The sequence below is a fragment of the Scytonema sp. NUACC21 genome (assembly GCF_054684315.1).
Genome location: NZ_BAAFZH010000091.1, coordinates 102478 through 116464 on the forward strand (window position 1 = coordinate 102478; position 13987 = coordinate 116464).

General features: G+C 44.9%; 11 protein-coding genes and 1 pseudogene. 3 read left to right on the forward strand and 9 right to left on the reverse strand.

Features of this window, described 5'->3' with window-relative positions; translation table 11 throughout:
* Positions 1–46: 46 nt before the first annotated feature.
* The 8 genes from ACYRY3_RS24880 to ACYRY3_RS24915 all read right to left on the reverse strand — a co-directional run bounded on the left by ACYRY3_RS24880 (position 47) and on the right by ACYRY3_RS24915 (position 8247).
* Positions 47–1036 (reverse strand): NAD-dependent epimerase/dehydratase family protein, encoded by a 990-nt coding sequence (locus ACYRY3_RS24880; RefSeq protein WP_460204312.1) that lies wholly within the window; start codon positions 1034–1036, stop codon positions 47–49.
* Positions 1037–1145: 109 nt separating this feature from the next.
* A complete protein-coding gene (locus ACYRY3_RS24885; RefSeq protein ID WP_460204313.1) occupies positions 1146–2294 on the reverse strand; it encodes a hypothetical protein in 1149 nt (382 codons plus the stop codon).
* Positions 2295–2303: 9 nt separating this feature from the next.
* Positions 2304–3857, reverse strand: coding sequence for a B12-binding domain-containing radical SAM protein (locus tag ACYRY3_RS24890; RefSeq protein ID WP_460204314.1), 1554 nt, complete (start codon positions 3855–3857; stop codon positions 2304–2306).
* 7 nt (positions 3858–3864) lie between these two features.
* A complete protein-coding gene (locus ACYRY3_RS24895) occupies positions 3865–4914 on the reverse strand; it encodes an aromatic ring-hydroxylating dioxygenase subunit alpha (RefSeq protein ID WP_460204315.1) in 1050 nt (349 codons plus the stop codon).
* A gap of 11 nt (positions 4915–4925) precedes the next feature.
* Complete coding sequence (locus ACYRY3_RS24900) at positions 4926–6329, reverse strand: amidohydrolase family protein (RefSeq protein ID WP_460204316.1); 1404 nt, start codon at positions 6327–6329, stop codon at positions 4926–4928.
* A gap of 38 nt (positions 6330–6367) precedes the next feature.
* On the reverse strand, positions 6368–6682 hold the full coding sequence (locus ACYRY3_RS24905) for an Mpo1-like protein (protein WP_460204317.1): 315 nt from the start codon (positions 6680–6682) through the stop codon (positions 6368–6370).
* Positions 6683–6802: 120 nt separating this feature from the next.
* Complete coding sequence (locus tag ACYRY3_RS24910) at positions 6803–7315, reverse strand: sterol desaturase family protein (protein WP_460204318.1); 513 nt, start codon at positions 7313–7315, stop codon at positions 6803–6805.
* On the reverse strand, positions 7312–8247 hold the full coding sequence (locus tag ACYRY3_RS24915; RefSeq protein WP_460204319.1) for a cupin-like domain-containing protein: 936 nt from the start codon (positions 8245–8247) through the stop codon (positions 7312–7314). The genes ACYRY3_RS24910 and ACYRY3_RS24915 overlap by 4 nt, the downstream gene beginning before the upstream one ends.
* Before the next feature lie 557 nt (positions 8248–8804).
* Between ACYRY3_RS24915 and ACYRY3_RS24920 the strand changes: the two genes are divergently transcribed.
* Complete coding sequence (locus ACYRY3_RS24920; protein WP_460204320.1) at positions 8805–10490, forward strand: GH3 auxin-responsive promoter family protein; 1686 nt, start codon at positions 8805–8807, stop codon at positions 10488–10490.
* Here the strand turns inward: ACYRY3_RS24920 and ACYRY3_RS24925 are convergent.
* Entirely contained in the window at positions 10465–11643 is a 1179-nt protein-coding gene (locus tag ACYRY3_RS24925) for an MFS transporter (RefSeq protein ID WP_460204321.1), read from the reverse strand. The two genes, ACYRY3_RS24920 and ACYRY3_RS24925, sit on opposite strands and share 26 nt — an antisense overlap.
* Before the next feature lie 474 nt (positions 11644–12117).
* Here ACYRY3_RS24925 and ACYRY3_RS24930 point away from each other — a divergent pair, with 474 nt between their 5' ends.
* The gene (locus ACYRY3_RS24930) at positions 12118–13398 is read left to right on the forward strand and encodes an aminotransferase class I/II-fold pyridoxal phosphate-dependent enzyme (RefSeq protein ID WP_460204322.1); all 1281 of its coding nucleotides are present in this window, start codon (positions 12118–12120) and stop codon (positions 13396–13398) included.
* A gap of 182 nt (positions 13399–13580) precedes the next feature.
* Positions 13581–13892 (forward strand): annotated as a pseudogene (locus ACYRY3_RS24935) (Uma2 family endonuclease); the annotation flags it as partial.
* Positions 13893–13987: the final 95 nt, after the last annotated feature.

Sequence of the window (13987 nt, forward strand, 5' to 3'; positions counted from 1 at the left end):
TAAGTCAGTAGACCCGAAATCCTTACTAATGACGAATGACCAAGGACTAAGGACGATCTGCATGAGTTAACTTTATTTGTATCATCCTACTTATCTCGTGCAGGGTGTCTGATGCAGAACGGGGATTCCAGCCAAGTTCATTGCGGGCTTTGCTGGCGTCCACCCGGACACAACGGTCATAAATATAGTGAACCCGTTCCCGGCTGATTGGGGGCTGCCATTTGAGGAGGCGTCCGATAGGATCGAGTATGTTCCCTGCCAGTCTAACTATGGGTTTTGGCACTTCGCGAGGGGCAGGAATACCTGTTTCTTGTGAGAGAATCTGAAACATTTCCCGAGTCGTTAGGTCACCTGCAGAAATGATATAGTAATCTCCTGGTTTCCCTTTTTCTGCTGCTAAAATCATGGCATGGGCAAGGTCGTCCACATGAACAATGCCAGTGACGCGATCGCCGCCTGCCCAAACCTTAAGACCTCCCTTCAAAAACTGCTGCATGACTGGACCAAAATGGGGGTCATCAGCACCAAATATTCCAGAGGGAAGAACGCTAACAACATGAAAACCACTTTCGGCAGCTCGATCTACTAATTGTTGGGCGAGGTATTTGGTGCGATCGTAGGCAGAGGAAAAGTTGCTTTGCGTTCTTTGGAAAGTTTCATTGACGGTTTGGCCCTTGGTATCGCCAAACACTCCAATAGTGCTACAGTACACTAACTTAGATACACCGACTTCTTGAGCAACTTCCAGTACTGCCCGCGTACCCTCTACATTCACCCGCTCCATCTCTGCTTCATTCACAATTCCCAGCTCTACATAGGCAGCAGTGTGAAAAACAGTGTCTGTACCTGTCATTGCAACTCGTAGGGCATCGCGCTCCGTAATATCACCGTACACTAATTGCATATTGCAATCGGATAAACTTGCCAAATTGCTAGATTTGCGTACCAGCCCAACGACGGTGCTGCCTTGCTTTTGCAAAGCCCGTATTAGGTGAGAACCTGTAAATCCATTGGCTCCAGTTACTAACGCCTTCATAAAGCTTTCTCATATATTTTGTAAGTATTGTAGGGTGGGCATTACCCACCACAAGTTTGATATGGTGGACAGTGCCCACCCTACGTAGATTCAAAAATTAAATAAATTCCTATAAAGCTTTCTCATATATTCTGTAGGTTTTGTAAGTCTTGGCTCCTGTGGCTTCGATTAATTTACGTGAAGGGAAATTGTCTTCAAATACCCAAGAAAGTTCAGCCCTTTTATAGGGTTTGCCCTTTTTTATTCCTCCTTGCATTCCCAAATAAATGAGGGCTAGAGGTACCATTTTTCGGCGATACTCTGGTAAAGAGCAAACAATCAGGACTCGTGCGCGATCGATTTGGCGGCGGTACCAAAGAAACTTGAGAATTCCCAGCCAGTTGAGTTTTCCATTAACATACTTGAGGGGAATGTTGTAGTCAGGTAACGCCATAAAAAAACCCACCATTTCCCCGTTGTATTCCGCAATTGGGAAGATATCTGGATCGAGCAAATCCTTGAGGTCTTGAGCTTCTTCTAAAAATTCTGCCTCAGTTCGCGGTGTGGAACTCCAGTTATTAGCAAAGGTAGTATTAAAAAGGTGATAAATACTCTTGACATCTTGGTCGAATGCGTCTCCCTTTGACCTCATTGGGCGGAAACTGACACCAGATTTACATGCCACTCGATAAGCTTTCTCAAATTCTGGTGGTAGGGGTTTATCTAAAGGCAAATTATAAGCATAAGCACCCTTAGCTTTGTGCCAACCAGCCCGTTCCATAAATTCTTGGTAGTAGGGCGGATTGTAGGGCATCATCACTACTGGTGGCGAGTCAAATCCATCAACTAAAAACAAGCAGTTATTGTGGGTGGAAAAATCAATAGGTCCTCTTGCTATGGTCATCCCTTGCTCCTTCAGCCACTGGCAAGCAGCATCTAGCAACGCTTGGGCAATAGCATTATCTTGAATGCATTCAAAAAAGCCAACAAGACCGACATTTTTGCTTTCACGGTCGATCAACCGTTGGTTAATTGAAGCAACTATTCGTCCTACAGCCTGAGAACCTTTTGCTTCTTGGGATACGGCAATAAACTGTTGTAGTTTTCCGTACTCCAAGAAGGGATTTGTTGGTGTAAACTGCTTGGCAATGCTGCTGCGGATGGGTGGTACCCAATGAGGATCGTTAGCGTATACCAGCCGTGGGACATCCAAAAACATCTCGCTGTCTGCTTCGGTTGTCACTGCTCGGATGCTAAATGCTGTTTGATTGATGACCATGTGTTTCAATTAACTGAGCGGAACTAAAGATGGATTTTCCAAGCATTTCTTAAGTTGTGCTTCGATTTCCTCACGAACAATTTCACGGTACTCAATGAAATGCTCTAGGTGGGCGCAATTAATAAAATAGGATTCAAACACTCCTGGATTGTGCCAGATAATTGAGAACAACTGACGCCAGAATTGGAAGCGGGTATTTCGCTTGATTCCCTGACGCCAACAAATAATCAGCAATGCCCGGATATACTTGAATTGTGGTATGCGGAATTTCTTTTTGTGAGGTTTCGGTTTCATTGCCATAAAATGCCGAAAAACTCGCGCCAAATAACGTTCGGGTTCGTAGAGTTTCCAGAAGCATCTTACATACTCGTCAGCCAGTTCTTTGATAGGACGAGTAGGAATAAAATTGGCAAGCGTTGTTTGATTGATGTTAGCCTTTTCATTCTGCAAACGCCCTTCCTTTTCAAGTCGCTGCCAAAGTGCAGTACTTGGAAGAGCCTGAAGCATACTGCACATTGCTTGAGGAATAGCAGTTGCTTCTACAAACTCGATAATGCGATCGCCAGCCCCCGTCTTTTCACCATCAAAGCCAATAATAAAACCAGCCATGACACGCAACCCCGCCCGGTTGATTGTCTGAACTGATTCAATCAAAGAGTGACGCGTATTTTGGAATTTTTGAGTTAATGCCAAGCTTTCCGTATCCGGTGTCTCGATCCCCAAAAACACAGCACTAAAGTTGGCAGCAATCATCAAATCTAATAGTTCTGGATCTTGTGCCAGATCCACCGAAGCTTCTGTTGAAAAACGGAAAGGATAGCCGTGTTCTGCCATCCAAGGAACAAGTTCGTGCAGCAAGAGTTTCACATTGCGCTTGTTGCCGATAAAATTATCATCCACGACAAAGACCGAGCGCCGCCAGCCCAGGTCGTAGAGAGTTTGCAACTCAGCCAGTAACTGTGAGGGCGTTTTCGTCCGTGGCTTACGACCATAAAGCACGATAATATCGCAAAACTCACATTGAAAAGGGCAACCACGGGAAAACTGCACGGACATATCGCTGTAAGCGTCTAGTTCCAGTAGGTCATACCTGGGAATGGGTGTTCCAGTGACATCAGGTTTTTCTCCTTTGGCGCTGAATACTCCTGAGGTTTCACCACGTTCTAAAGCTTCAACCAGCATTGGCAGGGTAATTTCACCCTCATCTAAAACCAGAAAGTCTACCCCTGCTTCCTGGGGGTCTTTAGGAACAGAAGTGACATAGGGACCACCTGCAGCAACAATTTTACCCCGTCGTTTTGCCTCACGAATCAGAGACAGCATATCCGATTTCTGGACAATCATCCCTGAAACAATTACCAAATCCGCCCAATTCCAATCTGCTTCGGTTTCAAAACGAACATTACGGTCTACCAAGCGAAACTCCCAAGTTTGGGGTAGGATAGCTGCAACTGTAATCATTCCTAGAGGTGGGAGTGAAACTTTGAGCCCGATTAGTTCTAGTGTTTTGTCAAAAGACCAGAAGGATTTAGGAAACAGCGGATATAACAGTAAAACTCGCATTTAGTTACTAATTAAATTTTTGTAGCGATTGTTCATATTGCAAAATTAGAACCCGTTGAAGGGCAACAATCGCAGGGTTGATTTCGACATAACGCCGTTCGGGATTTGCAAGATAGCTTTGCTGCTCGCTCTCAATCATCTCCATATCTTGGGCAACAAATTTCCGAAACAAGCGCCAGATAAAATGAGCTAACAGTTTCTCGATTGGTTGGAGTATCCATTTGGGAAGGCGAACTTTCACAAAGAAAAGGGAAAACGATCGCGTTTCCGTTAAACTTACGGGGAGGCGCATGAGGTATAGGGAGGAGAGACCTTCCAGCGAACTGTGATAGTGAGGGTAGTGATACCGGATTGAGATAGTGCGGGTAGTGACTTTATGGGCGCTGTCACTCAATCCTAAAAATTTGCTAAGAGTTCCTTTATAGGAAACTTTGTAGTCAGCGCAGACGGATGTTTCGGTTGCCTGTAAGTTAATCAGAACTGGATCGAACCAGCCCTGTAGGTCTTGGTGCAAATACCCGTGAAAGACATCCATCGTGTTTTCATTACAAATGGAGAAATGTGCTTTAAAGTGAGTGGGGATTGGCACCATCAACCACTCGGGCTGGTCAAATTCTGGCACCTCAGGCAATTTGCATTGTTCAGATAAGGAAGCGTCACCCGGAAATATCCAAATCAGGTTGTACTTTTCCTGAATTGGATAGCTACGCGCTTGAGCACAGGGAAGTTTTTGCCCTTGAGGTAAGTAAGGAATGCTAACACACTTCCCACTGCCATCAAATTCCCAACCGTGATAGCGACAAGCAAGGTGAGTCCCTTGGACTTTGCCTTTATGCAGTGCGACTCCTTTATGAGGACAAGCATCTTCCAAGGCATGAAGTTGAGCATTAGCATCACGGTAAACAACAATTGCTTGCTGCCAAATCACTGCAGGCATAACTTGAGCAACTTTGAGTTGGTCAGCCCAAAGGACTGGATACCAATAATTTGGGTTAATACCAACCTCGCGAACACGGTTGTGAACTGTTTGGCTTTTGAAGGTTGTGGCTAGTTCCATCACTTACACACTTACACTGCGGCTGTACTTGTTGTTTCGGCTAACAAGTCTTTGGGTAGAGATTGGCGCAAGCGGTCGCCATAAAGTGCTAGAGCATTACCACCTAGCAATAGCCCTAAATGCTCTCGGTCGTAATCAGCAACTGTAGCAGCATCTCGGACACAGTTCTGAAGTACGCCATCCCAGTGACCGTAATCCCCAGAGAAGCAAGCCAAGCGCTTACCGACTTCACCCATAGAGACGTGAAGATAGGAAGGACCTGGATCGTCTGATTCAAAAGAGGTAAAGATTTGCCCCCGTTCAAAGTACTCTAACGGATCTCGGTGACGGAGATCGTAGTGCTCGTACAAGCTTGCATCGTCAATTTTGGTGGGATCGTGTTGGGCATTCCACAATAGGTCAAAGAGGTTTTTAGCCTGATTCATTAGATTGATGTTATTGTGGCTACCTCTTTCCTGAATCATTAATTTCGTGTATTCGATGAGGGAAGGGCGATAAGGATTTTTGGGGTCAAAATCGCGGATGCGCTTTTCCCAATGCTCGTGAAAGGCATGGGCGAGATCGGGTAACCAGCCGCAGCCTCCTTCTAGAAAGCCCACCCGGAGTGTAGGAAAGCGCTCGAAAGCTCCATCAAACACCATGCGTGCTAGTGCTAACTGTTGTTGGTTCCGCTGCACGAAAATGTGGGTGAGAACAAAAGTTTCGGTGTGATCGGAAATACCACCCACCATAGAAGAACCGGGACCACCGTGAATGCCTATGGCAATATTGAGGTCTACTGCTGCTTGCAATAGGGGGTGAAAATCGGGATGGCTGATTGTCTTACAAGTGCGAATTTCTGGAAAAGCTGCTGGCGCTTTGGGATGGGGAATTGGCAAGTTTGGAGCAACAGCTACACCGATGGTGCCCAGTTCATTCACGCAACGGTGCATCTCCGCCACTGCCGCGTCTACGTCTTGTAGCGGTAGAACGCCAATAGGCTTGAGGCGACCGCCGTACCCCCGGCAGTCCTCAGCAATATAGTTGTTGTAGGCGCGGCAAAGTGCGATCGCAAAGTCTTTATCTATGATGCTAGAAAATACTAAGTTCAACGTGCCATAGATAACTTGAACATCAATACCTTCCTGGTCCATATGTTCAAGCCGGATTTTATTGAACATTGCGCCCAAAGTCGTCTCTGGGTGTAAGGTACGAAAGCCCCCTTTACCCAAACCCTGTGGCTGTGGGAACATCCGCACTAGGTCGTTCTTACCGGTTGCTGGATTAAAGTCTGCTATTCTTGCCCTTTGGTCACCAAGACTATCAATTGTCAGACCAATGCGATCTTGGTACTCTGGATCGAGATAATCCCGCAATACTAGAGGATTTTCTATCTTATGAGCATCCGCATCAATCACTAACAAACCTTGATACATTCGTTATTTTCTCCTTCTCACCAGTTAAAGCCCAAACATTAAACTGACTTTTGCGTAAAAGATCTCAAGACTTGGCGTACACCAAACCAGTTCTCGAAAGACCATAGTATCGAGACTATGATAGTGATACCGGGGTACTTAACAAAAGCAGGATCGTTTTTTTCAAAGACTGCATGCCCACCCAAAGCAAAAACTTGGGTAAGTACCAAGCAAACAAGAGTCAGTCGCCAGTCGTAGAACAGACTGACAACCGCCCCAATTGCTAGGAGATTTGTTAAGTGATGCAGAAACTGATTAATGGGATGCTGATGACTCGCAACAAAGTGGGCTCTTGCCTCATGGAAATAATTCAAATTGGTCTTCCTCCAGTCCCAGGCGCTTTACGATCCCTTGAAGCTGTTTAGATAAAAATATACCAAAACGAAGAGTGAAAGCTCATTTCACCTACAGAGATTTTTATGTTTGTCTGGTATTTACCACCACCGTAGTTGTAAATAACCTCGTTCTGGTTGGTTGAGTTCTTCTGTTGTTAACCATTCCACTGGTTTGTAGGTGCCGAAAACACGATCCCACCAATCTACAGCGAGACCAAAGTTATGGTGCCACATACCATACTTGTGATGCACGTAGTGAACTGGCATTTTCATCCAGAAGCACTTGGTAGGGTTTTCGTGTTGGAGTTGGTGGGCATAGGCTGAAAATGCTGCATAAACCAGAGCACCCAAAGCCCAACCAATTCCCGCCTCCTGGGAATGGAAAAACATGACAAACATAGCTATGGCACTGCCTTTGACATAGTCCCGGAACTCCCACAAAACTCCCTGTCCTTCATTGCGACGGTGATGGTCGCGGTGTCGTTCCCCAATTTTAGGCGAGACGTGCATTAAGCGATGTATCCAGTATTCAACCAAACTCGCCACGACAAATGCCATAGCAAAACAAGCGATCGCGAGCATGGGCTTTCCTTCCTCACACTTCTTCTTCAAAGAAATTTCTGCCGAGAATATTCTAATATCCTATACGGTAAAGAAGATACCATACCTAAAAATCCGCGCCATCTACTCCAAGAAAACATTGCTCTTGAGGTAGGATATACCCTCCAGAACCGATTCACCGAACACACCATTTCATCACCCAAGGCGATAATTTCGTGCCACCAGCCTGCAGGAATATAAAGAGTTTCACCCTGATTGAGTATCACTTCCCGTTTTTGCTGCAGAGCTGACTTCAATTTGGGAAATGCGATGAAATCCGGTTTCTCTGGGTACACCTGGCTAAACCAACAACGTAATTTCAACCCATGTTTCAAATGAGTGTAAACCGGAAATGGGTAAAGATTATATGTTTGAGATGGTGGAAAAAGAAGCACTTTTTTAGCACCGTGCATCTGCATCAAGGTGCCGTCCATTGCATCATAATGTAGAACTGAGTTGTGACCTCCCGGACTTACGAACATATTAAAATAGCTTGCGCTTTGAGTTAAACCCAGCTTCTCTCCAAAATTCTCTAAAGACAGTGTATCGACCAGTTTGGTATTTTTGAGGGAAAATGTTCTGAGAATAAGGTTGTGTTCATGAGCTTGATGATTCCGCAACATTTCTGCATATTTACTGAAGGTCATATGCAGCGAAGCAACCCCGCTTCCGATATCTGTCCATTCGCGTTTATCCCGCTCGTATCTTTCACGTCCATTATTGCGGAAAACCAACTCGCGATCGCCTAACTTTTCACAGAGATAATCTATATTCCAGTCACACTTCTCCCCCAATAATCCGGTAATTACAACTGGAATGCCCTTCTTTTGATATTTTTCAAAAAATATTTTTGGCGTTAGAGATGATATATTAACCCTTGGCATGGCATTTGTTACATTATGTAATTCTGATTCCAAACTCTTTCTTGATTCTTGAATTTCCATAAGCTTCCTATATGTATTTAGATCGTCAATAATTTATAACGTAGGTTGGGTTGAGGAACGAAACCCAACATTGCATCAAATTCTTGAGAAACGAAACCCAACATTTAATTCAACCCCGTAGGTTGGGTTGAGGAACGAAACCCAACATTGCATCAAATTCTTGAAAAACGAAACTCAACATTTAACCGAATTGTTGACCACTCTTTTACCCAATCCACGCAATACATTGAGCAATCTTAGATTGATTTTATAAACGTTCTCCTATGGAAAAAATCAAAATTGAAGAAAAATTTTTAACTTTTTTGATGGCACCTGAGGGCAACATCTGCAAATTTTAATAGGATGTACATTTTTGGTGAAAGTTGCTCCGATTTGGTAATGTCTTTAATATCACCAAGGTCGCAAACAGGCTATATTATACCATCGGGCTGGCATGGTTGCTGCATTCCATGAGTCGTAGCTCAGTTTCATTAAATTGAGCCAGGTCGTGTAAGAATTGTTGGCAGCATTACTTCCCATCAGGTAGTTTTAAGAAACCTAAACTTTCATGTGATCGCATGACCAATTTTTTGTTGCCACTTTTGACTATTGTTACCGAACGTGCTAGGGAAAATTTTGTCAAGAAGACCCGTCAAACCGATGCCGTGCAGGAGCAGTTTTTACGTAAATTGCTGCAAACTCACCAAGACACTGAATTAGGTCGCAAATACGGGCTCAGAGATATCAAAACCATCGACCAATTTCAACAACAGGTTCCCATCCTACCTTACAGTGGCTATGAAGCCTACATTGAACGCATTGCCAAAGGCGAAAAAAACATTCTCACACCCGACCCGGTTGTCTACCTTAATACGACCAGTGGATCGACAGGAAAGCAGAAATTAATCCCTATCACGCGGCGATTTCAAAACTCCTTAGGATGGGCTAACCTCACTTGCATCGGCTTTTTAAATGAAGCACTGCGTTTGCGGCAGAAAAAGTTTGGCAAACTGCTAGTTACCAACACCGCACAATTGACGGGACGTACCAGTGGAGGCATTGATTATGGACCCGGAGGTACAGGAGTACTTCGCATGGGTAAATTACTTTACGAGCAATTATTTGCCCATCCTTACGAAACCCTCAAAGCGTCTGATAGTATAGCACGTCACTATCTGTGCTTGCTATTTTCCCTGGGCGATCCATCAATGCGAGGGATGATAGCTAACTTTCCCATGCTCATCCTGAGGACTTGCAACTACCTGGAGAGATTTGCAGAAGACCTGATCCAAGATATAGGAAAAGGGACTATAGCTTCTTGGTTGCAACTCGAACCCGAACTGCGGTCAATATTAGAACGGAGATGGTCAGCCAATCCTTATCGGGCTGCACAACTGCGAGAAATTTTGCAATCACAAGGGCGTCTTACCCCAAAACGCGCTTGGTCTGATTTGTCTTATATTGCCACTGCAAGGGGAGGAACCTCAGATTTTTACTTTGAGCGATTTCCCGCCTACTTGGAGGATACTCCCGTGTTTGGCGCGGTCTTTGCCACGGCAGAAGGCACTCTCAGCATTTACCACGAGATCAACAACAATGGCAGCATCCTTGCCATAGAAACTGGCTTTTTTGAGTTTATTCCGGAAGACCAGTGGGAGGCAGAACATCCTAAAACCCTACTTGCTACTGAAGTTCAACCAGGAAAACTTTACCGCATCCTGATGACTAACTACAGTGGCTTCTACCGTTACGATATCGGTGATGTCGTGGAAGTTCTGGGCTTTTACGAGCAGACTCCCCTCATCGTATTCCGTTATCGTCGCGGCGGCTTGCTTTCTTCTACCACCGAAAAGACAACTGAATTTCAAGCTACGCAAGTGATGCAAGCCCTGCAACAGGAATTTGCCTTACCCCTAGAGGATTTTTGTATTACTTTGTCCGAAAACGAGTTTCCCGCCCACTATCTAGTAAACATTGAACTTGTTCCCGGTCACACACTTAGCGATCCCCAAGCTTTCATCGCTAGCTTTGACCGCAAGCTCAAGGAAATTAATGTATACTATGGCTCCAAACGCAAGGATCAGGTACCCCCTCCCCGACTCCGAATTTTAGAGGTCGGGAGTTTTGCCGTTGTCCGCCAGCGCCAGCTACAAAAGGGAATTCCAGATTCTCAACTGAAATTTCCCCACATAAGCGAAGACCGAAGTTTTCTAGCGGGGCTAAAAGTAGAGATGGAAATTAGGCTACCGGAGGATTTGGTTTAGCGAGTTTGGTTGTAAACAACATTAGCAACATCCCTGCCGCTATGGATACACTTGCTGACCCATAAAATACTGTTTCCAATCCGCCATGACTGAGCACTGGTCCTAGCAGGATGGGACAAAGGAATTGTCCCAAGAAACCCGCACCCGTACCTACGGCTAGGACACTCGATCGCAATTTGACTGGGGCTAAATTTGCCAGAGCATTATAGAGATTGGGAAGTACAATACCGAATCCCACGCCAAAAAGCACGGCAGCCAGAAGAACCAAGCTGAGTTGTTTGAGTAACGGAATTGTTGCCACCGTCAGCGCCATCAACCCAAAACCCAGTGCAATGGAACGCTCTACACCGATTTTCCTGGCAAGTTGTCGAGCACCAAATGCTGATATAGCCGCTGCGCCGACTCCCCTTGATGCTAAAACAACACCATTCAGGACTGTTCCCACTCCTATCTGTTCTTTCAGGTAGAGCGGTGTGTAAATAACTACAGAGTACATTACAATTGATGCCAACCCAAGAGTCAACAACACCCACAGTACATATGTATCACTTAAAACTTGGCTCAGTTTGTCATTGGATTGAGTACTATTGGCTTTTGGTTGTACCGACTGCTTTGTTCTTAACATTGAAGCGGCAAAGATTGCTAGGGGCAATCCCAACCCATACAGATAAAAGGTAAACTGCCAGTTTGATGAGCCTACCCAACCACCCACCAGAGGAAAGAGAATACCAGCGATGGTGAGGGTACTGGTTGCTTGACCCAAGGCTCGCGATCGCGCCTGACCTTCATACATATTAGCTAGTAAGCCAAGACTAGCTGCTGCAATTCCACCGCTTGCCATACCAAGCACACCCCGCATGAGTAACAAAGACCCTATTGATTGGGTAAAAGCTCCGGCTGTGCCAGACAAAGCGTAGAGGAGCAATGAGGCTATCAACACGCGTAACCGACCGAGTCGGTCTGCCAAGATACCAAGTAAAGGGCTAAATAGAGCATTTGTCAAGCAATGGATACTGACCAAATGAGCTGCTAGGCCTGGGTCGAGTTTGAGTTGTTGCGCCATTTCTGGCCAGACAGGAGCAACAATGCCCCCAGCCATTGTCGTCAGAGAGCCTGCCAAAAGTAGCACTAACAGCCTGGGATCGCGTAACATCAACAAAATATGAGATATTTTTGATAACTCTAACTAAGACGGGTACTTAAGCGAATTAGTTCACATAGATGAAAATATAGTGTACTGACCGTATCAATACCGCCAAGCTAGTTAATTTGATTTGTCGAGGAACTATTTGGTTTGTGAATTTTGTCTAATCACATGACAGCAACAGATGCTAGAGGTATAAGCATATGCATTAATCACAATTAAGGGTCACGAACATTAAGCAAGCACCATGCCAAAGTTAGCTTCATACAAGAAAATAGCTGATACTCCGGCAAGATGAGAAATTCATGTAAAAATGTATTAAATCACAACCTAAGACACACTTGACCTCAAAACTACGGGGAATGGCGACAACGCCAAAAAATAAGGACGACGGGAGAAGATAAACTAGCTGCCCCGTTCTCCCGAGGCACTCAAAGGTAACTGTGTTGTGGGGCAAACGATGTTTGGTGAGAGGAGTAAATTGTGCAAATTGTCAAAGAGTACGTCCAGAGTTGGTACGAAAGCGGGCTCGATCCAGATGAGTATATTTGTCATAAAAAGCAAGGGAACTTGTTCGAGATTACGGAAGTGGCAAGTGGCGAACGCCGAACAGTTCTTAGCTTCTGTACAAACGACATTTTAGGGCTGGTTCAAGAAGATGCCGTTAAGCAAGCTGCTATTGACGCCATTCTCAAGTATGGAACATCTAACAGTTCGTGTTCAGTCCTCAGCGGTCGCATCGATCTCCACCAAGAGCTAGAAGATGAGATTTCAGCATTCAAGCATTTGCCCCACACTCAGCTATTTATAAACGCTTGGATGGCAATGCAAGCGTTTATGGATGCCTTCTGTCATCTGGCAATTCCCGTGCCAGGATTTCAGAATACCAGAGAAACTGTGATTTTTACAGACGTTCTGAATCACGGTTGTATCGTCTCAGCAGTCGTCAATGCTGGAACTCGTTCTGGTAAGGTATTTGGTCATAGCCCTCGCGTCCGAGTCAAAGCTTACCGCCATTGTGATGTGGAAGACTTAGCTCGCAAACTGTATCGATATGCCCGTCCCAACGATCGCATTGTGGTGGTCTCTGATGCGGTGTTTTCAATGGATGGGGATATTGCTCCATTGCCAGACATGATCGATGTCCTTCATAAGTATGAAGGTAGCGTGCTACTGATGGACGAAGCCCATGCCAGTGGCGCTATTGGTGCTACGGGAAGAGGAATATACGAACATTTTGGAATTCAGCCATCTCACGCGATTGAGCGAGGCGTCATACCTTTGATTATGACAACTTTCTCTAAATTTGCCGCCTCAGCGGGAGCCGCCATCAGCACTCATGTGGCAGAGTTAAAACCACTGTTAAATGTTTCCCCGACTTCAATTGGTACAATCTCTTTGTCGCCACCACTCGCCGCTGCTGCTTTAGAAAGCATCCGTCAGGTAAGACAACATCCAGAACAGGTGAAAAAACTTCAGGAAAATACTCGCTACTTGCGATCGCGCTTACTTGCAGAAGGTTTTATGGCGATTGGGGAAACTAATGTTGTTCCCGTGATTTTACCACCAGAAATTAATCCCAAGATGTTTGGCAGACAGATTATGAAAAACCACGGTATCTGGGTATCTCCAATTTGGTTTGTTGCGAAACCCCGGATTCGGATTACTGTGAATGCTCTTCATACCCAAGAGGATATGGAGCTTTTGGTAGCAGGCATGGTAGCAACTCGAAATGCATTGTACCAACCAACAATTAGTGCCTAGCAAACAGGGGTCGCAAATTAGATAAATAAAGTAGACAGGGAGAGCTTATAGTCCACCATTTGAAGGATGAGCCCTCTGGTCATTAGTTGATAATCTAACAACCAGCACCAGATAACTAACAACTAAGAATATGGCATCCCCTACACCATTAAAAGGCACCGAATTAGTAGATTGTGCAAGAGTCCTATGATTTGCATGAAAAACTCAAAGTGTATCGTCGCAATCAAGTACAGGAATATTTAGTATGGCGAGTTTATGACCATCAATTTGATTGGTTTAGGTTACAACAAGGTCAGTATATTCAACTTCAACCCAACCCGGATGATATAATTTGCTCGCAAATATTTCCCGGTTTATGGTTAGCCAAATCAGCATTATTATCAGGAGATTTAGCGACGGTATTAGCGGTTTTGCAGCAGGGTTTAGCGAGTCAAGAGCATCAGACTTTTGTGGAGCATTTGTCACAATTAGCTAATAAAAAAGATAATTTATGAATGTTACTGTAAAAGGATGTTTGGAAATTTTTGCAGATTAAAACCCCTCTCTAAATCTCTCCCCTACCTAATGGAGAAGTTCGCAAAACGAAATA

Bases quoted from the DNA above. Each gene is read 5' to 3' on its own strand.
- ACYRY3_RS24900 (WP_460204316.1), bottom strand. From the start codon at position 6,329: ATGTATCAAGGTTTGTTAGTGATTGATGCGGATGCTCATAAGATAGAA.
- ACYRY3_RS24885 (WP_460204313.1), bottom strand. From the start codon at position 2,294: ATGGTCATCAATCAAACAGCATTTAGCATCCGAGCAGTGACAACCGAA.
- ACYRY3_RS24880 (WP_460204312.1), bottom strand. From the start codon at position 1,036: ATGAAGGCGTTAGTAACTGGAGCCAATGGATTTACAGGTTCTCACCTA.
- ACYRY3_RS24890 (WP_460204314.1), bottom strand. From the start codon at position 3,857: ATGCGAGTTTTACTGTTATATCCGCTGTTTCCTAAATCCTTCTGGTCT.
- ACYRY3_RS24915 (WP_460204319.1), bottom strand. From the start codon at position 8,247: ATGGAAATTCAAGAATCAAGAAAGAGTTTGGAATCAGAATTACATAAT.
- ACYRY3_RS24895 (WP_460204315.1), bottom strand. From the start codon at position 4,914: ATGGAACTAGCCACAACCTTCAAAAGCCAAACAGTTCACAACCGTGTT.
- ACYRY3_RS24925 (WP_460204321.1), bottom strand. From the start codon at position 11,643: ATGTTACGCGATCCCAGGCTGTTAGTGCTACTTTTGGCAGGCTCTCTG.
- ACYRY3_RS24920 (WP_460204320.1), top strand. From the start codon at position 8,805: ATGACCAATTTTTTGTTGCCACTTTTGACTATTGTTACCGAACGTGCT.